The following is a 19,762-nucleotide window of genomic DNA, read 5'->3' as shown; positions in this document are numbered from 1 at the left end:
GTGGCCGGCCTCGCCCCGTCCGAACGCAGGTCACAACGTCAGCAGCCAGCCGCCCCCGAAGATCACGACCATCATCACGGTGAAGACCAGCCAGTGCAGCAGCAACGAGCGCGTCACGCCGGTCGCAGCGGCTTTCCGCTCGCAGATGGCGCAGACGCGTTCGCCGTTGGGGATGCTTGTCCCGCATTCGGGACAGGTGCCGTCGGGCCGTTCCTTGCGAGGCCGGGCTGCCGCCTTCATCGGCGGCGGAACCTCGATGGGCTGCGGCACGACGGACCTGGCCGGGCGGGGGTCGGAAGGTTTGCGGAACAGTCGTCGGGTGCCCTGTATCGTCAGGGCGACGGCGCCGGCAAGCGGCACAAGGCTCGACAGAGCCGAGAGTGTGGTGGGCATGTCAGGATCCTCAGGGAATAGTCCTGCGCCCCGCCGGACGGAGCGCCGAAAATCACGCGATTAACCAAGCGATGGCGGCGGCGCGCGGGCCTCGGCGACAAGTCCGGAAAGGTCCGGTCCGGACAGGGGTCCGGCCGGTGGAAGTTGGTGAAGGACGAAGACCTCCGAGGCAACTGGCCCCGGCGCAACGACAAGCGGCGGCGGGGCGTCGCGCTCGGCCCCGCCAGGCGCGGCCGGTCGGATGCGTTCGGACGCCATCGCGACCGCATCGACCGCCCCGAGGGCCGCGACGACGGCGTTCCCGTCGGTCAGGACCGTGGGGCCGCTTCGGGCGACCATGACGAGGCACGCCGCCATCAGCAGCCCGAACACGAAGGAGCGACCCAGGCGCCACATCACACGGCGACCCTTTCGCCCAGTTCCACCACGCGGTCCCGCGGAAGCCGGTAATACTCCGAAGGATCGGCCGCCAGGCGATGCAGAAGCGCATAGGTCCTGTCGAGCAGCCGCCTTGGCCCCGGCGGATGGGTCACGACCGGCCGTCTCCGGCCAAGGAAGAAGCTCGTCTGCATCACGTCGAACTTCAGTCCCGCGCGCCGCGCATGCACAAGCGCGCGCGAAACGTTGGGCGTTTCCATGAAGCCGAAGCGCAGCACCAGACGGCCGAAATGCGGCCCCAGGACTTCGTAGCTTACCCGTTCCTCGGGCCCGGCGATGGGCACCCGGACGGTCTCGATCGTCAAGACGACGGTTTGGTCGTGCAGCACGCGGTTGTGCTTGAGATTGTGCAGAAGCGCCGAGGGGACGGCGTTGGCCTCGGGACTGAGGAAGAAGGCCGTTCCCGGCACGATGTGCACCGAACTCCGCGTCATCGAGCGCGCGAAGCCGTCAAGCGACACCGCCTGCCGATGCGACCGGGCGAGGAAGGATTGCGTTCCGCGCCACCACGCCACCATGACAAGTGCGAGTGCGAGGGCGATGAACACGGGCACATAGCCTCCGTCCGCGAACTTCGACAGGTTCGAGGCAAGGAACACCGACTCGATGGCGAGGATCGGCAGGACGATGGCGATGGCGACCGGTTGTGGCAGCCGGCCCGACCGGAAGAGATAAAGGCAGGCAAGCACGCTTGTCACGATCATCGTGCCGGTGACGGCGATGCCGTAGGCGGCGGCCAGCGATTCGGAATTGCCGAAGGTCAGCACAAGCAGGACGACCCCCGCCAGCAGCATCCAGTTTATGCTGCCGATGTAGATCTGCCCGCTCTGGTAGGCCGAGGTGTGCCGGATCGCCATCCGCGGCAGGAGGCCAAGCTGAATCGCCGATCGTGCGATCGAGAAGGCGCCCGAAATGACGGCCTGCGCGGCGATCACCGTCGCCGCCGTGGCCAGGGCGATGAACCATGGCAAGGCGTCCGGCGGCACCATCGCGAACAGCGGGTTCGCGGCGGCGGCCGGATTGGCCAGAACCAGGGCGCCCTGCCCGAGGTAGTTCAGCACCAAGGCCGGAAAGACGACTGCGAACCAGGCCGCCATGATGGGCTTGCGCCCGAAATGGCCGAGATCGGCGTAAAGCGCCTCGGCGCCCGTCACGGCAAGGAACACCGCGCCGAGCACGGCGAAGGCGATAAGCCTGTGTTCCAGAATGAAGCTCGCGCCCCAGACCGGGTTGAACGCGGAAAGGACGGCCGGAGCCGCGGAAATGTGCCAAAGGCCCAACCCGCCGAGCACTACGAACCAGAGGGCGGTCACCGGGCCGAAGGCCCCCGCGACGGCGCCCGTTCCGGACCGCTGGAGCAGAAACAGCGCAACGAGGATGCCAAGCGCCACCGGCACGACCAGGTGCCCGAGCGCCGGAACGACAAGGCCCGCGCCTTCGACGGCGGAAAGGACCGAGATCGCCGGGGTGATGATCGCGTCCCCGAAAAACAGCGCCGCGCCCACGATGGCAAGGGCAAGCACGGGGATCGAGCGATGGCCAATGGCGACCCGCACCATGGTGTAAAGGGCGAGAATGCCGCCTTCGCCGCGGTTGTCGACCCGAAGAAGGAACAGAACGTACTTGATCGTGACGATCAGGATCAGCGTCCAGATCAGCAGCGACAACAGCCCCAACACCTCGGGCGGCGTCGGCGCGCCGTCGTCGGCCACCGGACGCAGCGCCTCGCGGAAGGCATAGATGGGGCTCGTTCCGATGTCGCCATAGACGACGCCGACGGCCCCGATCATCAGGGCGGCAAAGGTCTTTTCCTGCGGAAGGGCCGGCGGTTCCTCGCTGTCTTCCCGAAGGTAGTCAGATATGTCCAGTTCTGCCTCGCTCGCGAGGGCGAACGGAACCCCATCCCGGTCGGCCGGGACGGTGGTGCGTGCTTGGGTCATGGCTGTGTGGGACGACGCCCGATCCGCTTCGACCGGTTGTTCGCCGCTCGCATTGGTGTCCTGGCCGGACACCGTGCATGCTCCCGATATCACCGCTCACACGCGGCGCTTATATACTAGGGGCTTCGGCGCGCTGTCGCAATGGGCGGGCAGGGGGGGGTGCCGGAAGGCCGGCCCCTGCCGGACGCGGAACGCCCGACGACCCCGCGACGACCATCGGATCGGGGCCGCCAAGGGGGCCCAAGTGGCCCACGACCGCAGGGTCGGCATCCAAGGTCGCCGCGGCCCGCTGTCACCAAATGTGGAGCCCCAACTGGGGGGAGAGGGAAGGACCGCCTCCAACCCACTCCGATCCTTGCGTCGCCGGCGGCAGGAGGCTTTGCGGCAGTAGTCGGCGCCCTGTCGGCAGTGAGGGTGCCATGCCGGCAAGCCGTTCCGCAGGGTGCATTCGTCGGGCCCGGCGGGACGCCGCGCTGGCGCAAATGAGAGTGACCGGGCAGTCAGAACGCCCGAGTCGACGCCGCGACTTGCGAACAGAACAAAAACAGAAGGGTCAGACCGGAAAAACCCAGTCGCAGTCAATGCACCAAGTCATTGAAAAGGCTTGGAGGCGAGTGCCGGAATCGAACCGGCGTGCACGGATTTGCAAGACTAGGCATCTCACGGAAAACAATAGGGAAAATGTCTAGACCTTGGTCCGTTCTGGCGAGAACGGACCAGGAAAGTTTAGAGGCCGAAAGAGGGTAGCCTTCACCCCAAAATGGCCCGAATCCTCCTGTCTCTTAATCCGTACAAGACCCGTCCAAGACAGCCAGGTGGACCGACGAATGCTTCGCATGATCCTGCGCGCGCTGCGCCATTCGAGCCGACCGACGCCACCGAAACTGGTCGAGCTGACGCCGACGCCGACTCCGAAAGCCGTTCACCTTCCGCCACGGAAGGTCGACGATCCATCGAAGCCCGACAGGACGCCGACGACGACCGCCCTCAAGGGGAAGTGCTATGTCGTGGACGGTGACACGATCACCATCAGCGGCACCATGATCCGCATCGCCGGGATCGACGCTCCCGAGCTGGACCATCCTTGGGGCAAGAAGGCGAAGTCCGCGATGATCGAGCTCTGCAAGGGGAGGGTCGTCACGGCCGTGATTCAGCCCGGCCTGTCCTACGACCGGACCGTGGCGAAGTGCTACCTCGAGGATGGCACCGACCTCGCGGCCGAGATGGTCAGGCAGGGCTTGGCGCTCGACTGGCCGAAGTACTCGGGAGGGGCGTACCGGCATCTGGAGCCGGAGGGCATACGGAAGAAGCACTGGCGGGCCGCGGCGAAGCAGCAGGGGAGGCTGCCGGCGTCCGAGGTGTAGGTGGACCTAACCTGCATTGCCGCTCTGTCCACATCACGACAAGAGCGCCTTGTATAACGCGCCGCTCTGGACCAAAGGAACGTCCTGCTTAAAGTGGACGAACTCTGATGCAGCCCCGGAAGCCTGGCGTGATTTGACCGTAACCAAATCCAGCTCTCTTAGGGCTGAGAATACTTCCTGCCACTCAGAATGGGTCACAATGCGTCTTCCCTGCGGATCGGTGTTGTCTTCATCGGTACGTAGCCAAAAGCCCCGATAGCGATCAATTCGACCCAATAGCTCTGCTAGCTCGGGTGGCCAACTAAGCACGTTTTCTCCTTCTGCCATATCTCTGGGTGCGAGGAGTGCTTCAATGTCCCTTGGATGCACTGTAGCTCCACCCGGATGTACCAACATTTGAGGACGTGGAATACTGGCAGGCAGGCGGGATTTGCGATCGATCTCAAGGGTAGAAATTGTAACTCCATCGCGGAACTGCACCTCTCTCAGATCTGAGCTGGATGCGTGCAGAATACTTATTGCGGTATCGCGAATGGCGATGCCCTTGGGCGCAGCAAAAGGAAAGAACATCTCGCCTATTCCGAGACCCTGTATCTCAATCTCCGCATCATCAGGTGCCGTTGCGCATGCAGCAGCAACACCGAGAACCGCCAGATTAGAGTTTGTCCGGTCGCGTGAAGTCTTGGCGAGGAGTATGCGAACCTGACGGAGAAAACGTGTTGCCTGCTCTTGACGCCCCCTCGCAACGTTGCCGAACACCTCGATGTCGTCCCGCCCGAAAGGGTTGCGTCGAATGTAGCGAGGAGTCTCCCCGTCGCCCACGGATCGAAGCGCCTCCCTTGCAAGAAAATGCATGAGAAGTTGCTCATGGGCGAAGCGAACATGGCCTGGACGCAAATCGTTCTCAAGAAAGACTACTGTCCTAGCCCTTTGGACTACCGCCGGCACTTGATCATCAGGCAGAATGCCATCTGCGGCAACTGTAGCGAGCAAATCCAGCGCATCGTCGGCAATTGCCTCAGATTGGTTCTCGGACATATCGCGCGCGACTTCCTCAAGAAATCTTGCCACATAGCTAGCGTACACATTTCCGGCTAGGTTTCCCTCGGGAGGGTCGAGCCTTTCAACAAACTTCTGCGCCTCCCTCTCAATCATTACGTCGGCGAGGTAGCTCAGTAGGTCCGGGGCTGGGGGTGAATCGCTTGCTAGCGCGATTGGTTCCTTGGCGACAACATCAAGAAAAAACGGGCGTAGGGCATAGGATCCACTGTCAAATATTGGGTCAACAAATTCCTTCTTTAGAAGCGTGCTACTCCAACCCTCCTGCTCTAGGAGCCAACCTCTCGCCTGATCAGGTGTAGGGTCCCCCAAAGAAAGGGCAGCCATGCGATCTGTTCTCGCGACGGACGTCAACTGTCTCAATATCGTTTCTGTCGATAGAAATGTCTCTCTTCCCGCTAGTAGAAACGCCGCCTCTCCACGGGCGCTTGCGATTAGGTTGTTCAGCCCGCTCCACGCGGTTTCAAAACCACTTGGGTCTGATAGCTCATCAAATCCATCGATGGCCAGCTGAACAAGGCCATGCCTCATTAGAGTTCTCAATTGCCCAATCGTTAGGTTTGATCGAACATCCTGTAGAGCAAATGCGATAAGGTCCGAAATGTTTTGAAGGACTCGACCTCGGCTAGCTATCTGGAAGATAAGTGCTGCTGAGCCGTCATAGTTTTCAGCGCGCAGCAGAGAGGTTTCCTGAACGACCGTTGTCTTTCCGACGCCAGCTGGGCCATCAATCAACAAGAGATCTGTTGTGTTGTTATCCTGGGAGGCCTTTAGATCACGCAACCACTGGTCAAGTGCATGCCAAGGAGTAGTTGTTGTGGCAAAGGCGGGTATATTTCCTTGAACGCCTATCATGGTTGTAGAGATCGGTACAGGGCGACGCGTCATCTTGTGCCGCGATAGAAGTATGGCTTGATTTCGTGCAATTCTGCTTAGGTCGGCGAAGATGGGATCTGCGAGCAATAGGCTTGCGCTGGAAAATTCTCGCACATATCCATCAGGAGCCTGCATTATGTAACCGGTGCCCAGCGGCTCAATACTTATAAATTTGCCATTCCGACTTAACCGATATCCGGCATCTGAAGTCTCAAGTCCTGTGCCGAGGTCTGTAAACGGCGCAAGATCTTGTTCTGTTAGCTTTATCTCCGACATATCAAGTCCGTCATCTTTGGGTTGCTGTTACTTATGCCGCCACGAGCCAAGAAAATAACGCGACGATCGGTACCTTGGATTAGACCTTCGGCAGTCAATATTCCGGGAATCAGGTCGGCATCCTGCCCAACCACGACGAGCCAACTCTGATCGTCTTCGGCAGCAAGAAAGATGAGGTCCGACACCAATGCTGTGTCTACCATCTTTTCTCCGGGAGTGCCGGTGCGGTCTACTTGCAGCGTACTCGGAAGGTGATGATCTAGCGCTTTGCCGCAAAGCCTAGTGTCTCTTGCACCTGCCAAACGATCACCGAATTCCAACTGCCGAATGACCTGTGAGGCGCGCGGCGAGTACTCAACGAGCCCACGATCCTCCGGGTTCTGAGGGTTGTACACACGCGCCGCCTCCAAGGCCATTCGTCTTTGTGTGGGTTCGAAGCCCCGCCGCCAACCATGATAGACCCTCAGGAACAGGAAGAATGTGTCCGTTGCAGCCTGTTCGTGCAGCAGCTTCCCGACACGACGACATACCTGTTTCAGGGCTTGCCGAGCCAACTCGGGTCCATCATTGATCGGCGACCGTTGCAGGGCGCGTAGTTCACTATTCCAATCGATTAGGACGTGAATGGGTCTTGGCCGCCTGGGCTTCATGCCGAAGTTTACCGAACGTTGAGTACATAGTCGACGTAGATGAGATTTCACATACGTACACCATTACCGTTGCAGGCGTTGTAAGTCGCCTTCAACAATAAAATCGTCATTCGATGCACGGTAGCTTCATAGATGGACAGGTCGTGGGGACCAAAGTGCTTCTACCTCTGGCCGCACGTCTCATGACAGTCGCAGCTCGTCGTTCTTGCTAGCGTAGCTAGCGCTAGGGAACGAGGTTTCCATTGACTGCAACCTGCACTTTCGGACCCGCCCTGCTTTCAGCTCAAGGCTAGCCAACGCTTTCTGCCTGGGGCTGAGTGAGAATGAGGGAGATGCTGGTTACGATCTAGAAGCACTTACTGACTTGCAGCCGAGCCCGTTCGCATCTTCTGTGCTCGTGCAGCCCGAATCCTTTGCCGCACCTTCTTCGTATAGTGCTGCACCATCGCCGGGCTCTGCCCCGTCACAGCAGCGATCAATTCATCCCCGCAGCCCGCCTCCAGAAGCTCGCAAGCGGCGTTGTAGCGCCAGCTGTGGATGTCGTAGTCCACCGCGCCGATGCGCTCCCTGACGTTTCTGACGGCCTGTGAAGCGCCACGGTAGGACCAGCGGTTGGTTCCCCTCTCGTTGGTGAGGATGAACATCGAGTGCCGGCTGGCGGCGTCCAGAGCCGCTTGCAGGTCGGACAGGATAGGCACCCAGAGCTCCTTACCTGTCTTGTTCTGCCTGACGACGAAGCCGCCGTTCTGGATATCGGACCAGCGCATCTCGAGCACGTCGCCGATCCGCTGGCCTGTGCCGACGCAAAGCTCCATCACAAGGCGCTCGCGCGACCCGATGGGGCAGGCGGCCCGGTAGGCGTCGAGGAGCTCCTGAGGCCAAGGCTCGCGCGCCGTCTTTTCGGTCCGGAGCTCGGGAACCCCCTTGGCGGGGTTCGTCTCACGCCAGCCCAGGTCGACGCAGTGCTCCATCAGGATGCGCAGGACCCGGAGCGAGTAGTTGGCGAAGTACGCCTTCTCGGCGTTCGCGTCCCGCAGGCGGATCACATCCTTACGCTTCATCGCGACGGGGTTTGCATCGCCCATGATCGAGCGGAAGAAGTCGAGGAACTTGTCGTAGTCCAGAGCCGTGCGCGGCTTGAGGCGCTTGTAGCGTGGCGACTTCCTGTAGTCGTCGATCAGCGCAGCGAAGCTGCGCGACGTAACGCGGGAAGGTTTGGCTTCGCCTGCGAGGATGTCGGCGTATTCCTTCCAGAACTCTGGAGTGCCGAACTCATGCGCCAGCTTCTGGGTCGGCCAGCCCCGGCGCTGGAAGTACAGGCCGTTGCGCTGACGGTAGACGTGCCTGGGGAGTTCACGCTTTGCCATGGCGCATGTCGATCCTGTCGAATTCGTCGTGAGTCTGGCCCTTTGCGAGTTCGATTTCAATCCGGCGTCCGTCAACGACGATCCGCGCGACCGCCTTACCAGCCCTCTCGAAAGCATCGAGCAGTTTGAGTGCTTGCTCATGTTGGTTTCGCACAGCCATGTCCTTGCACCTTCGCCGTTCTGTCGTTCGGTTTGCGCGCCCTTCGGACGAATGAGGCTATGACCTCATGCAAACACTCTTCAGATAAACGGCTAGGCAGAGGGGGCAGACGCGACAACCAAAATTTCTGAGCCGTGTCACTAAACGCATACCCTTTTTGTAACAATTCGTTACCGGATTTGGCCGCTCACGCGGCCCGTGACACAGATCTTGGTCGCTCCTGCAGTCCCGGCATGGCGCGATCACGTCGCGCCTTGGTGAAAGCAAGATGGGGATGCTGCTTCCAAGCTCGTGTCACTAAATGCATACCCCAACAAGGAGAGGGAGGGGGAGGGACCGCCTCCAGCCCCCTCCGATCCTTGCGTCTTCGGGGGCAGGAGGCTTTGCGGCAGCTGTGGGCACCATATCTGCGGTGAAGGCGCCATGCAGGCGAGCCGTGCCTGAGGGTGCATACGTCCGGCACGGCGAGCCGTCGCCTTGGCGCAATTGATGATGCCCGGGCAGTCGGAACGTTCGAGTCGAGGCCGCGCCTTGCGAACGGAACAAAAACAGAATGTTTAGACGTTTGTTTAGACCCGGGTAGAGCCCGGTTGCCGTGGATGCGCTAGGTCTTTGAAAAGATTTGGAGGCGAGTAGGAGAATCGAACTCCTGTGCACGGATTTGCAATCCGCTGCGTAACCACTCCGCCAACTCGCCGTCGGCCGGGTCTGACTAGGATCTGCGCGAAGGGGCGTCAAGGACGATGTGGGCCGGCCACGCCGGCGCGCTTCCGCGTCCGCGTCTGGTGGGCCGGTCCCGCGCCGACCGGGCGGGACCACGCCACAAGGCGCGCGACATGGGCGGTCTGCTGCCGAAAGCCGGGTCGTCACCACATTCGCGCCACGAATCGACCCGCTTAAGGTCCAATTCTTCCTGTTGAACCGATGTGTCCGGACCAGAAGCCTGCGCCATGCCCCTGACCGCTGCCGAACAATACCTGCTCGAACTCGTCAACCGTGCGCGGCTTGATCCGCTGGCCGAGGCCGAGCGCTATGGGATAACGCTCAATCAGGGCCTGTCGGCCGGCACCATCGACGCCACCGCAAAGCAGGTGCTTGCGCCCAACGAGCTTCTGAACCAGGCCGCCGCCGACCATTCGTTGTGGATGCTGGCGGCCGACGTCTTCAGCCACACCGGATCGGGCGGATCCTCGGCCGGACAGCGCATGCAGGCGGCGGGCTATGCGTTCACGGGGTCCTGGACCTGGGGCGAGAACCTCGCCTGGACGGGAACGACCGGGACGATGAACCTGAATTCGGCCATCGACCAGCATCATCGCGGTCTCTTCCTCAGCCCCGGGCATCGCACCAACCTGATGAACGAGACTTTCCGCGAGATCGGGATCGGTCAGGAGGCGGGGAAGTTCCTGTCGAACGGGACCAACTGGAACGCCTCGATGCTGACCGAGAAGTTCGCCAAATCGGGATCGAGCGTCTTCGTGACCGGCGTCGTCTATGACGATCTCGACGGAAACGACTTCTACACCATCGGCGAAGGGCGGGGCGGGGCGGTCTTCCGGATCGGCGGGCTGTCGGACACGACCGAGACCGCAGGCGGCTATGCCCTGAAGATCGCGCCAAGCGCTGCGGCGCTGGTCGAGATCTCCTACGGCGGCTTCGACGGGGTCGTTGCGCTGGACGTGTCGGGCGGAAACGGCAAGGTCGATTACGTCGTGGGCGGGCCGGTTCTGCTGTCGGCAAGTGCCACCCTCGTCTCGGGGGTCGAGCACGCGCGCCTTCTTGGCGTCGACGACCTTGACCTGACGGGGGACGGCGCGGCGAACTGGCTTGAAGGCAACAAGGGCGACAACCGCATCGAGGGCGGCGCGGGCGACGACACGCTGATCGGCGGCGAGGGGGCCGACACGATGGATGGCGGCGACGGCTCGGACGTGTACGAGGCCGACGCCTTCGACTTCATCGAGGACAGCGGCACCTACGGCTTCGACCTGGTGCGATTCTCGGGCGACGCCGCGGTGGTGATGAACCTTGGCCTTGTCGGGATCGAGCGTGTCGTGGGCGCGGACGGCAACGATCTTCTGGACGGATCCGACATGCTGGCGGACCTGGCGATCAGCGGCGGCGGCGGCGACGACCAGATCGACGGCGGCGGCGGCAACGACATGCTGATGGGCGGCGGCGCGACCCTTGCCCCCGAGGATATGGCGGCGCTTTCGGCGCAGATGGCCTGGGTCGCCGCGGCATTGCAGGATTTCGGTGACAGCGACGGGTTCGCATTCCTCTGAGAGCGGCCGCGACGGTTCTTCCGGTTGCCGCAGGTCACGCTTTGTGGCAGAGGTCGCGAAGGCAATTCTGAACCAATGAGTCCAGTTCATGTCCGACTACGAGACGCGGCGGATCACGATGGTCGACACCCAGGTGCGTCCGTCCGACGTGACCAAGTTTCCGATCATCGACGCGATGCTGACCGTCCCGCGCGAGCTTTTCGTGCCCCAGGGTCTGCGCGAGGCCGCCTATGCCGGGCGCAACCTCGACGTGCGGCCGGGGCGCGTGCTTCTTGAACCGCGCACGCTGGCGAAGCTTCTCGATGCGCTCGACATCGAACCCGATGACCTGGTCCTCGATATCGGGCCCTGGCTTGGCTATTCCGCCGCGGTCATCGCGCGGCTGGCCGAGGCGGTGGTCGCGGTCGAGGATGACGCCGGACGCGTGGCCGACGCCGAGGCGCTTCTGGCCGAGATCGGTGCCGACAACGTGGCGATGATCGAGGGCCCGCTGGATGGCGGCGCGCCGAAGCACGGGCCCTACGACGCGATCGTCCTGGAAGGCGCGGTCGAGTCGGTGCCCGAGGCGATCATCGACCAGCTGAAGGATGGCGGGCGGATCGGCGCGATCTTCATGGAGGGCGCGCTGGGCGTGGCCCGCGTGGGCCACAAGTCCGGCGGCCGGCTGTCGTGGCGGTATGCGTTCAACGCCGCGGCCCCGACGCTGCCGGGCTTCGAGGCCGCGCGCGACTTCGTGTTCTGACGCCCCGTCAGGGGCCGAACGGTGAAAAGAGGGAAAGAAGGCATGGGACGGCAGACCTACAGGCAGTGGATTCTGGCCGCCGTCGCCGCCGGTTCGCTTGCGGTGGCGGCAGGGTCCGTGCGGGCGCAGACGCTGGCCGACACCCTGGTCGCGGCCTACACCAACAGCGGCCTTCTGGAACAGAACCGCGCCCTGGTGCGCGCGGCCGACGAAGACGTGGCGCAGGCCGTCGCGCGCCTGCGGCCGATCATCAACTACGTGGCCGAGGCGGGCTATGCCTACAGCACCGCCATCCCCGGCGGCGGGAATGTCGCGTCGAACTTCTCGCTTGCGGCAACCTGGCTGCTTTACGACTTCGGCCAGTCGCAGCTGCGCATCGACCTGCAGAAGGAAGTGGTGCTTGCCACCCGCGAACAGCTTCTGGCGATCGAGCAGCAGGTGCTGCTGCGCGCCGTCGCGGCCTATGTGTCGGTCCTGCAGGCCGCGGCCCTCGTCGACCTGGCCGAGAACAACCTGCGCGTGCTGGGGGAACAGCTGCGCGCCGACACCGACCGATTCGAGGTCGGAGAGATCACCCGCACCGACGTTTCGCTGACCGAAAGCCGCGTGGCCGCGGCGCTCTCGCAGCTCGAGGCCGCGCGCGGCCAGTTCGAGCTTGCGCGCGAGGAATACCGCTCGGCCACCGGCATCGACGCGACCAACCTTGCGCCGCCGCCCGGACCGCCGGCCATTCCCGCCACCCCGGACGAGGCGCTGGCCATCGCCCGGCAGCGGCAGCCGCAACTGCGGCAGGCCCAGCGGCAGGTCACCGTCGCCGAGATCGGCATCCAGCTTGCCCAGGCGTCGATGCGGCCTTCGCTGAACCTTTCGGCCCGCGCTTCGGTCGATGACGATTTCGAGCAAAGCTCGTCGCTGGGCATCCAGTTGTCGGGGCCGATCTACCAGGGCGGCCAGATCGCGTCCTCGATCCGCCGGGCGCAGGCGCAGCGCGATGCGGCGCGCGGCGCCCTGATCAACACGCAGTTCCTGACCGATCAGGCGGTGGCGAACTCCTACGTCAACCTGAACGTGGCCAACGCGCAGATCACCGCGATCGACGCGCAGGTCGAGGCCTCGCGGCTGACGCTTGAAGGGGCCCGGGAAGAACAGGCGCTGGGCGCGCGCACCACGCTTGACGTCCTGATCTTCGAACAGGACCTGCTCAACGCCCAGACCGATCGCGTCACGGCCACGGCCGACCGCTTTACCGCCTACTTCCAGGTGCTGACGTCGATCGGGCTTCTGACGGTGCAGAACCTTGGCCTGAACGTGCCGATCTACGATCCGGCGGCCTACTACAACGCCGTCCGGAACGCGCCCACGACCTATGTCAGCCCGCAGGGCGAAAAGCTCGACCGGGTGCTGCGCAGCATCGGGCGGAACTGAGGGCGCGGCGGGCATTGTCTGGGCGGGCGTCTTTGGGGTACCATTTCTTCGGGGGCAGGAGAGCAGCACGATGACAAACTCCGCATCCGAACCCGGCGGCGAGGACGTTCTTGCCTCCATCCGTCGTCTGATCCTCGCGACACCTGCGCCGGGGGGGGCGACAGCGGCATCGACAGGCGCCTCGTCGCGGGCCGCGTCCGAGCCCGCCCTGCCGGCGGGCGACAGGCTGTTGCTGACGCCCGCCCTTCGTGTCGCCGAGCCTGCGCCCGCCAGTCCGGCCGCGCCGCGCGGCCTCACGCTGGAAGATCGCATCGCCGAGCTTGAGGCGGCCGTCGGCAGCCAGGTCCAGGAGTTCGAGCCCGACGGCAGCGAAGTGGCCCATGTCCGCCCGCCCGAGGATCTGATCCGCGCGGTCGAAGATCTGCGGATCGAAACCGCCGAGGCGGATGGCGACCTTCCCGGCTTGGCCGGGGACGACGCGCCCGGCAGGACCAGCCCGACAGGCGCCGAGACCGAGGCCAAACCGGCCGCAGCGCCCGAAGTCCGCCGCGGGCTTTTCCTTGCGGTGCCGCCGCAACCCGAACCGCAGCCCGAGCCGCCGGCCGAGGCCCCAGCCCGGGCCAGCGACGCGCCGATGCCCGCCGGCCTGTTCTTCACCCGGCACGACCGCGCCGCCGAGGAGCATGCCGAGGAGCACACGGCCGAAGATCACACGGCCGAAGACCAGATGGCCGAAGACCACGCCGCAGAAGAGCAGAGGGCCGAAGACCAAAGGGCCGAAGAGCACAGGGCCGAACAGCACGGGGCCGAAGACCACGCGGCCAACGATGCATGGGGCACGAACGAAGAGGCCGACACGGCCGATGCCAGCGCGCCCGAGCTGCAGCCGACGGCGGACCCCGACGCAGGCAAGGCAGCCGATGCCCTTGACGAGGTGCCCGACGCCCCCATCCACGCCGGCGATGTCCACGAGGCCGCGCCCTTCCGCGAGGTCGAGACGCCGGACGCCGAGGCCGATCTTGCCCAGTTCCGTCCCACCTTCCGTCATGCCGCACACCTGCCCGGACCTGTGGTCGGTCCCACTGTCGACACGACTGAGATCGCGCCAGAGGCGAAGGTCGAGGCCGAAATCGGGGCCCGGCCGGAAGGGGACTGGCGGGGAAGCGAACCTGCGGACGCAGCCGAGGTCGCCCTGACGATCGACGACGCGCAACTGCGCGCACTTGTCGCCGAGCTTCTGCATCAGGAATTGCAGGGCCCCCTGGGCGAGAAGATCACCCGCAATATCCGCAAGCTCGTCCGCCGCGAGATCGAGCGCGCGCTGGCCGTCCGCGACTTCGACTGACCGGCGGGAAACCTGCCGTTTCCGGATCCAGCAGGCGCTCGCCGCATTTCTGTAACAATCTTCCGATAGTTGTGGCAGGCCGCGGCGATGTTCGCCGTCGGCATGTTGAGTGAAGAAGGCCGACCCCATGTTGGGGATCGCCGGGTAACGAGTGAGGTGCACCATGCGTGCCAGCCTGTTGATTGCCGTCGCGCTGACGGCCCTCGCCGCGTGCGACATGCCGCAGGATGCGGCGTCCCGCTTCCATCCCGACCAGGACTATTACGAGGCCGCCGGTCTCAGCCAGATCGGCCGCAAGTTCCGGCGTGAGACGCCGTTCTTCGTCGATCTCGACGCCGATGCGCAGCTTTCGTCCGACGCGATGGCGCGCCTCGACGTGCAGGCGGGCTGGATGGACGACTTCCCCGCGACGCGGTTCCTTGTCGTTGCAATGGGGCAGGGCGACGGCGGTGCCGTCCCCGCCACGGACCCGGCCCATGGACGCGCCGAAAGCGTCGTCGCCTATCTCCTGGCGCAGGGTATCTCGGCCGACCGCATCCGCGCGCGGGTTATCCCGGTTGGCCCCGTCGAGGTGGAGTTCGATCCCCTGCAGCGGGTGACCACCCTTGTCGACGACCAGCCAAGGTCCCCGATCGCGATGATCCTGGCGGCGCTTAACGGAAATGATTTGCAGCAGGGCGAGGTCGTCGCCCCGGGCCAGGATGCCGGCGACGTGGGGTTTCCCGTCGGCGTCAGCGGCGGTCCGTCGGTGCCGGATGGGGGCACCGACGGACCAGCCGCAGCCGAAACGGACCCCCAACCGACCGGGGCGGGGACGACCTCGCAAGGGCCGGTTACGGGGGGGCCGATCCCGGGGGGGCCGACGACGGGCGTGCCTGCGCCCGGTGCCCCGGTGGCCTCCGATCCCGCGCCGACCGCGCCCGGCGGCAAGAACGCCGCCAAGCGCGAGGCAAACTCAGGCCGGGGCAATGGGGACGAGGCGGGCGATCCGGGCAACTCGGGCGGCCGCAACCAGGGCGGCGACGAGGTGATCTGACGACATCGCTGTCCGGAAATGCGAAACGCGCCCCAGGGGGCGCGTTTTCGTTTGGCCGGTGAGGCGGGCCTCAGGCGGCTTCGCGTTCGGCCGCTTCGGCGGCATGACGGCGTTCGCTTTCCTCTCGCGACAGCGCGACCGAGGTCCGCACCCCGGCGGCCACAAACTTCATCAGCCCCTGAACGACGCGTTCGTTGGGATCGATGCCGGCGCAGGTCAGAACCTCGCGGCCGTCGCGCGACCGCGCCCAGCGGGCGATCTGCTCGGGGCCGTTGCCATATTTCTTGTCGTCGGCGATCGCATCGTCAAGCGCGGCAAGGACGACGGCGGCGAACAGTTTTCGCGCCCGGTTGCCTTGCTCGTTGTTGAAGGCGGTGCCATCAACGAAATCAGTCATCTCGTTGTCCTTTGTTCTTGCTTTTGCTGTTTTTCGCGGCGTGCCGCCCCTTATGGACGCTTGAGCGGCGATTCTGTCATTCTTATTTCGAATGGCTGTCATGCGCATAGCGCATAGCTGCCGGTCGTCCTCCGCCAAATCTCCCGCCTTGTCGGCCGGTGTTTGGGCAGATATAGGGGCGGGCGATCCCTCTTCAACCAGTTCAGACGGTAGGAACATGCCGAAGATCAACGGAAACGAAATCCGGCCCGGAAACGTGCTCGAGCACAACGGCGGGCTCTGGGCGGCGGTCAAGGTCGACCACGTCAAGCCCGGCAAGGGCGGCGCCTTCGCGCAGGTCGAACTGCGCAACCTGCGCAACGGCACCAAGCTGAACGAACGCTTCCGCTCGGCCGACAAGGTCGAACGCGTGCGCCTTGAACAGAAGGATATGCAGTTTCTCTACGAGACCGACGGCATGCTGGTGTTCATGGACACCGAAACCTACGACCAGATCGAGCTTCCGGCCGAGATCCTGGGCGAACGCCGGCCCTTCCTTCAGGACGGCATGACCATCACGGTCGAATTCCACCAGGAAGAGGCGCTGAACGCGACGCTGCCGCAGAAGGTGACCTGCACCGTGGTCGAGACCGAGCCGGTCGTGAAGGGGCAGACCGCCGCCAACAGCTTCAAGCCCGCGATCCTCGACAACGGCGTGCGCATCACCATCCCGCCCTTCGTCGGCACCGGCGAGCAGGTCGTGGTGAACACCGAGACGATGGAATACTCCGAACGCGCGTGACGCGCGGCGCGATGGCGCATTCCGGACGCGTAGGACGCGCGTCCGGGGCCTCCGGCGGAGGTATTTTCAGCCAGAAGACGGCCGGGGCACGGCGCCGGGCGTCGCCGGGTCGGCCCCGTCCCACAGGACGCGGGCCGTGCCGGCCTGCATCGGTCCGCCGGCGCGGTCGAAGCGCAGATGGGCGATGGCCCTGCCGCCGGCCTGCGTGAAAAGCGTGCCCGCGGGCCTGCCGTCGGCGGTGATCTCGGTGCCCGGGGGGGCGGCGCCCTCGACCGTCACGGTGACAAGGCCCTTGCGCAGGTCGGTCTTGTGCTTCATCCGCGCCGTGACCTCTTGCCCGACATAACAGCCCTTGCGGAAATCGACGCCGTGCAGCCGTTCGAAGCCGGCTTCCAGAATGTAGGTGTCGTTCGGGATCAGCTCGATCCCCGTTTCCGGGAGGCAGAGCGCGACACGCAGCGCCGTCCAGTCGGTATCGTCGCTGCCCCGCGTCGCGCCATAGGCGCGCCAGCCAAGCGCGGGATGGCGCGGGTCGGGCAGGGCGCCCTCGGGGGCGGGGCCGGTCCCGCGGGCGACCGTCAGGTCGGTGGTCTCGATCGCGACCTTCGCGCGCAACCGATACATCGAAAGCCGCTGGGCAAGGCCTGCGGCGAAGGGGGTTGCGACGTCGATCAGCACGTCCTCGCCCCGGTCGAGGACGAAGAAATCGGCAAGGTACTTGCCCTGCGGGTTCAGGAGTGCCGCGTAAAGCAACGCGCCCTTCGCACGCGCCATATCGTTGGTGATCAGGCCCTGAAGGAAGTCCCGGGTGTCCGCGCCGGTCAGGCGAAGAACGGTGCGGTCGGAGGTCTTGGTCATCGCGCGAGTTTCCCTTGCGGTCCCAAGCCTATATAAGCCCGGCACAGCGCCAGACCCAAGAGGCCCCATGCCTGCGCCGATCTCGGCCGTGATCGCGACCCGCGATGCCGCTCAAACCTTGCCCGGCTGCGCCGCGGCCTTGATCGAGGGCCTGTCCGAAGGCCTTCTGCGCGAACTTGTGGTCAGCGATGGCGGGTCCTCCGACGCGACGCTTGCCATCGCCGCGGCCCTGGGCGCCGTGGTGGTCGAGGGGGCCGGCGCGGATCGGGAGGCACGGCTCGCCCGCGGCGTCGCCGCGGCCCGCGGCGCGTGGCTGCTGATCCTTCCCCCCGAGATCCGGCTTCCGCCCGGCTGGAGCGCGCTGGCCGAGGCGCACATGGCCGCGGCGCCGGGACAGGCGGGGTATTTCGCCCGTGCCGGGCGCGGCGCGGTGGCGGCGCTGGCGGACCGCTGGCCGCGCCGGTTCGTGCCGTCCTGCGCCGACCGCGCCCTGCTTCTGCCGCGCGACGGACTGCCTGCGCCGGGCCGGCGGGTGCGGGCGATCCCGATGCGGGCGGCCTGAGGGGGCAGGGCGGCAAGGGCCGGCGCGGTTCAGGCGCTCGCGGCGTCGTCCTCGGGGTCGCGGAACTGCATCTGATAGAGCGCCGCGTAAAGGCCGCCGCGGGCGAGAAGCTCGTCATGGGTGCCCTGATCGACCACGCGGCCCCGGTCCATGACGACGATCTTGTCGGCCTCGCGCACGGTGGACAGGCGGTGCGCGATGACCAGCGTCGTGCGCCCTTCCGACAGAACGTCAAGCGCGGCCTGAACCGCGGCCTCGCTTTGCGTGTCAAGCGCCGACGTCGCCTCGTCCAGCAGCAGGATGGGGGCGTTGCGCAACAGCGCGCGGGCGATCGCCACGCGCTGGCGCTGCCCGCCCGACAGCGCCGAGCCGCGCGGGCCCACGCGGGTGTCGAGGCCCTGCGGCAGCCGGTCGAGGAAGGTCACCTGGGCGGCGGCAAGCACGCGGGCAAGCGTCGCCTCGTCGACATCCGAGCGGCCGAGAAGGATGTTCTCGCGCACGGTCTCGTCGAAAAGGAGCGATTCCTGCGAGACGACCGAGAAAAGCCCGCGCAGTTCGGGAAGGTCGACCTTTTCGATCGGCTTGCCGCCCACGGTGATCGTGCCCGCGTCCTTGTCCACGATCCGCGTGAGAAGGTTGAAGACGGTGCTTTTTCCCGCCCCCGAGGCGCCGACGAGGGCGGTGGTCTTGCCGGCCTCGGCGACGAAGCTCACACCCTGCAGGACCGGCGCCTCGTCATAGGCGAAATGCACGCCGTCGAAGACGATGGTGACGTCGCGCGGGGCGGGTTCGGCATCCAGCGCCGAGACGATGGTGGGTTCCTCGTCGAAGACCTCGCGGATGCGCTCGAGGCTGGTTGCGGCGACCTGGATGGTCCCGATCATCGCCGAAAGCCGGCGCAACGGCTGGAAGGCAAGGCCCATCGCGGTGAAGAACGACATGAACTGGCCCACCGACTTTTCGCCGGCGACGATCTCGCGCCCGGCGAACATCAGCACGCCGAACATGCCGATGGCGGTGACGACGTCGATCATCCCGGGCATCGCCGCCGCCCCGGCCGCGGCCTTGACCTGCGCGCGGCGGATCCGTTCGACCACATTGGCGAAGCGGTTGTTCTGATAGGCCTCGAGCGAGTTGAGCTTGATCGGATTGATGCCGTGAAACACCTCGTCCAGGCGGGTCGAGCGTTCGCTCGCGGTCTCGCGCGTATAGTGCGTCTTCTTGCGGATATAGCGCTGGACCGTCATCGTCGGCAGCACCAGAAGCGGGATGCCGACCACCGCGGCCAGCGTCCAGACCGGATCGATCGCCACGACCACGATCGTCAGCGACACCAGCGTGACCGCGTCGCGCCCCACGCTGCGGATCAGCGTCTGCCAGACGCCGCTGACCGCCGCGGTGTCGCCCTGCACCCGCTCCATCAGCGCCCCGGGGGAATTGCGCTGGAAATACATGCTGTCCAGTCGCAGAAGGTGCCCGACAAGGTCGATCTGGATCTCGGCCGTGGTGGTGTTTGCCACGTAGGACATGATCACGCTTTGCGCCACGCCGGCGATCCCGCGCAGGATGAAGATTGCTGCGAACAGGCTGGCCACGAACCACAGCGCGCCGACATTGCCGCCGACGAAGACGCGGTCGAACAGCGGCTCGATCATGTAGCTCATCACGCCCAGCGCCGAGCCTTCGACCACCATGAGCGCGAAGGCCAGCGCAAGCAGCGCCCAGTGACGCTTGAGATAGCCCTGCCAAAGCCAGGCCAGCAGCGGGCCGGCTTTTCCGGGCAATTTCCTTGCGGTCTGGGCCACGCG

Annotated in this window: 17 protein-coding genes and 1 tRNA gene; 8 read left to right on the top strand and 10 right to left on the bottom strand. The window is 65.1% G+C overall.

Going from position 1 to position 19,762, the window contains the following annotated elements:
- Nucleotides 1-30: 30 nt before the first annotated feature.
- From ACRDNQ_RS14335 to ACRDNQ_RS14325, 3 genes are read right to left on the bottom strand one after another with little or no spacing between them, the layout of a single operon-like run.
- Entirely contained in the window at nt 31-393 is a 363-nt protein-coding gene (locus ACRDNQ_RS14335; RefSeq protein ID WP_431829373.1) for a hypothetical protein, read from the bottom strand.
- Nucleotides 394-453: 60 nt separating this feature from the next.
- Nucleotides 454-789 (bottom strand): hypothetical protein, encoded by a 336-nt coding sequence (locus ACRDNQ_RS14330; RefSeq protein ID WP_431829372.1) that lies wholly within the window; start codon nt 787-789, stop codon nt 454-456.
- Nucleotides 789-2,771, bottom strand: coding sequence for a potassium transporter Kup (locus ACRDNQ_RS14325; protein WP_431829371.1), 1,983 nt, complete (start codon nt 2,769-2,771; stop codon nt 789-791). Before ACRDNQ_RS14325 ends, ACRDNQ_RS14330 begins: the two co-directional genes overlap by 1 nt.
- Before the next feature lie 827 nt (nt 2,772-3,598).
- On the opposite strand from ACRDNQ_RS14325, the gene ACRDNQ_RS14320 reads away from it, so the two are divergent.
- Entirely contained in the window at nt 3,599-4,135 is a 537-nt protein-coding gene (locus tag ACRDNQ_RS14320) for a thermonuclease family protein (RefSeq protein WP_431829370.1), read from the top strand.
- Between the two features lie 33 nt (nt 4,136-4,168).
- Here the strand turns inward: ACRDNQ_RS14320 and ACRDNQ_RS14315 are convergent, their stop codons facing one another.
- The 4 genes from ACRDNQ_RS14315 to ACRDNQ_RS14300 all read right to left on the bottom strand — a co-directional run bounded on the left by ACRDNQ_RS14315 (nt 4,169) and on the right by ACRDNQ_RS14300 (nt 9,220).
- Nucleotides 4,169-6,346 carry an NACHT domain-containing protein gene (locus ACRDNQ_RS14315; protein WP_431829369.1) on the bottom strand — a complete coding sequence of 726 codons (2,178 nt, stop codon included), beginning with the start codon at nt 6,344-6,346 and terminating at the stop codon, nt 4,169-4,171.
- 1,006 nt (nt 6,347-7,352) lie between these two features.
- On the bottom strand, nt 7,353-8,363 hold the full coding sequence (locus ACRDNQ_RS14310) for a tyrosine-type recombinase/integrase (RefSeq protein WP_431829368.1): 1,011 nt from the start codon (nt 8,361-8,363) through the stop codon (nt 7,353-7,355).
- Nucleotides 8,350-8,523: a hypothetical protein gene (locus ACRDNQ_RS14305; RefSeq protein WP_431829367.1), complete on the bottom strand. Its 174-nt coding sequence runs from the start codon at nt 8,521-8,523 to the stop codon at nt 8,350-8,352. Before ACRDNQ_RS14305 ends, ACRDNQ_RS14310 begins: the two co-directional genes overlap by 14 nt.
- A 623-nt stretch (nt 8,524-9,146) precedes the next feature.
- Nucleotides 9,147-9,220: transfer RNA gene (locus ACRDNQ_RS14300), tRNA-Cys, on the bottom strand.
- 253 nt (nt 9,221-9,473) lie between these two features.
- Between ACRDNQ_RS14300 and ACRDNQ_RS14295 the strand changes: the two genes are divergently transcribed.
- The 5 genes from ACRDNQ_RS14295 (at nt 9,474) to ACRDNQ_RS14275 (ending at nt 15,356) form a co-directional block, all read left to right on the top strand.
- On the top strand, nt 9,474-10,808 hold the full coding sequence (locus ACRDNQ_RS14295) for a CAP domain-containing protein (protein WP_431829366.1): 1,335 nt from the start codon (nt 9,474-9,476) through the stop codon (nt 10,806-10,808).
- Nucleotides 10,809-10,896: 88 nt separating this feature from the next.
- Nucleotides 10,897-11,550 (top strand): protein-L-isoaspartate O-methyltransferase family protein, encoded by a 654-nt coding sequence (locus ACRDNQ_RS14290; protein ID WP_431829365.1) that lies wholly within the window; start codon nt 10,897-10,899, stop codon nt 11,548-11,550.
- A 42-nt stretch (nt 11,551-11,592) separates the two neighbouring features.
- Complete coding sequence (locus ACRDNQ_RS14285; RefSeq protein ID WP_431829364.1) at nt 11,593-12,975, top strand: TolC family outer membrane protein; 1,383 nt, start codon at nt 11,593-11,595, stop codon at nt 12,973-12,975.
- 70 nt (nt 12,976-13,045) lie between these two features.
- Nucleotides 13,046-14,320, top strand: coding sequence for a hypothetical protein (locus ACRDNQ_RS14280; protein ID WP_431829363.1), 1,275 nt, complete (start codon nt 13,046-13,048; stop codon nt 14,318-14,320).
- 163 nt (nt 14,321-14,483) lie between these two features.
- The gene (locus ACRDNQ_RS14275) at nt 14,484-15,356 is read left to right on the top strand and encodes an OmpA family protein (protein ID WP_431829362.1); all 873 of its coding nucleotides are present in this window, start codon (nt 14,484-14,486) and stop codon (nt 15,354-15,356) included.
- Nucleotides 15,357-15,426: 70 nt separating this feature from the next.
- On the opposite strand, the gene ACRDNQ_RS14270 is transcribed toward ACRDNQ_RS14275, so the two are convergent.
- Nucleotides 15,427-15,753 carry a DUF6280 family protein gene (locus ACRDNQ_RS14270; protein ID WP_431829797.1) on the bottom strand — a complete coding sequence of 109 codons (327 nt, stop codon included), beginning with the start codon at nt 15,751-15,753 and terminating at the stop codon, nt 15,427-15,429.
- A 217-nt stretch (nt 15,754-15,970) separates the two neighbouring features.
- Here ACRDNQ_RS14270 and efp point away from each other — a divergent pair, with 217 nt between their 5' ends.
- Entirely contained in the window at nt 15,971-16,534 is a 564-nt protein-coding gene (efp, locus tag ACRDNQ_RS14265; protein WP_431829361.1) for an elongation factor P, read from the top strand.
- Between the two features lie 66 nt (nt 16,535-16,600).
- On the opposite strand, the gene ygfZ is transcribed toward efp, so the two are convergent.
- Nucleotides 16,601-17,461, bottom strand: coding sequence for a CAF17-like 4Fe-4S cluster assembly/insertion protein YgfZ (gene ygfZ, locus ACRDNQ_RS14260; protein ID WP_431829360.1), 861 nt, complete (start codon nt 17,459-17,461; stop codon nt 16,601-16,603).
- On the opposite strand from ygfZ, the gene ACRDNQ_RS14255 reads away from it, so the two are divergent.
- Nucleotides 17,460-17,954, top strand: a complete 495-nt coding sequence (locus tag ACRDNQ_RS14255; protein ID WP_431829359.1) for a glycosyltransferase — start codon at nt 17,460-17,462, stop codon at nt 17,952-17,954. The genes ygfZ and ACRDNQ_RS14255 overlap by 2 nt on opposite strands.
- 29 nt (nt 17,955-17,983) lie before the next feature.
- Here ACRDNQ_RS14255 and ACRDNQ_RS14250 read toward each other — a convergent pair whose 3' ends face one another.
- Entirely contained in the window at nt 17,984-19,759 is a 1,776-nt protein-coding gene (locus tag ACRDNQ_RS14250; RefSeq protein WP_431829358.1) for an ABC transporter ATP-binding protein, read from the bottom strand.
- Between the last annotated feature and the right edge of the window lie 3 nt (nt 19,760-19,762).

The organism is Saliniferula longa, assembly GCF_050789285.1.
GTDB lineage: Bacteria > Pseudomonadota > Alphaproteobacteria > Rhodobacterales > Rhodobacteraceae > CAVPWP01.
The sequence above is the reverse complement of the archived record's forward strand: the minus strand, read 5'-3'. Positions and strand labels throughout refer to the sequence as shown.

What these genes read in the sequence shown, in the direction of transcription:
- ACRDNQ_RS14335 (WP_431829373.1), bottom strand. Translation starts at nt 393, where the DNA reads ATGCCCACCACACTCTCGGCTCTGTCGAGCCTTGTGCCGCTTGCCGGC.
- ACRDNQ_RS14330 (WP_431829372.1), bottom strand. Translation starts at nt 789, where the DNA reads ATGTGGCGCCTGGGTCGCTCCTTCGTGTTCGGGCTGCTGATGGCGGCG.
- ACRDNQ_RS14325 (WP_431829371.1), bottom strand. Translation starts at nt 2,771, where the DNA reads ATGACCCAAGCACGCACCACCGTCCCGGCCGACCGGGATGGGGTTCCG.
- ACRDNQ_RS14320 (WP_431829370.1), top strand. Translation starts at nt 3,599, where the DNA reads ATGCTTCGCATGATCCTGCGCGCGCTGCGCCATTCGAGCCGACCGACG.
- ACRDNQ_RS14315 (WP_431829369.1), bottom strand. Translation starts at nt 6,346, where the DNA reads ATGTCGGAGATAAAGCTAACAGAACAAGATCTTGCGCCGTTTACAGAC.
- ACRDNQ_RS14310 (WP_431829368.1), bottom strand. Translation starts at nt 8,363, where the DNA reads ATGGCAAAGCGTGAACTCCCCAGGCACGTCTACCGTCAGCGCAACGGC.
- ACRDNQ_RS14305 (WP_431829367.1), bottom strand. Translation starts at nt 8,523, where the DNA reads ATGGCTGTGCGAAACCAACATGAGCAAGCACTCAAACTGCTCGATGCT.
- ACRDNQ_RS14295 (WP_431829366.1), top strand. Translation starts at nt 9,474, where the DNA reads ATGCCCCTGACCGCTGCCGAACAATACCTGCTCGAACTCGTCAACCGT.
- ACRDNQ_RS14290 (WP_431829365.1), top strand. Translation starts at nt 10,897, where the DNA reads ATGTCCGACTACGAGACGCGGCGGATCACGATGGTCGACACCCAGGTG.
- ACRDNQ_RS14285 (WP_431829364.1), top strand. Translation starts at nt 11,593, where the DNA reads ATGGGACGGCAGACCTACAGGCAGTGGATTCTGGCCGCCGTCGCCGCC.
- ACRDNQ_RS14280 (WP_431829363.1), top strand. Translation starts at nt 13,046, where the DNA reads ATGACAAACTCCGCATCCGAACCCGGCGGCGAGGACGTTCTTGCCTCC.
- ACRDNQ_RS14275 (WP_431829362.1), top strand. Translation starts at nt 14,484, where the DNA reads ATGCGTGCCAGCCTGTTGATTGCCGTCGCGCTGACGGCCCTCGCCGCG.
- ACRDNQ_RS14270 (WP_431829797.1), bottom strand. Translation starts at nt 15,753, where the DNA reads ATGACTGATTTCGTTGATGGCACCGCCTTCAACAACGAGCAAGGCAAC.
- efp (WP_431829361.1), top strand. Translation starts at nt 15,971, where the DNA reads ATGCCGAAGATCAACGGAAACGAAATCCGGCCCGGAAACGTGCTCGAG.
- ACRDNQ_RS14255 (WP_431829359.1), top strand. Translation starts at nt 17,460, where the DNA reads ATGCCTGCGCCGATCTCGGCCGTGATCGCGACCCGCGATGCCGCTCAA.
- ygfZ (WP_431829360.1), bottom strand. Translation starts at nt 17,461, where the DNA reads ATGGGGCCTCTTGGGTCTGGCGCTGTGCCGGGCTTATATAGGCTTGGG.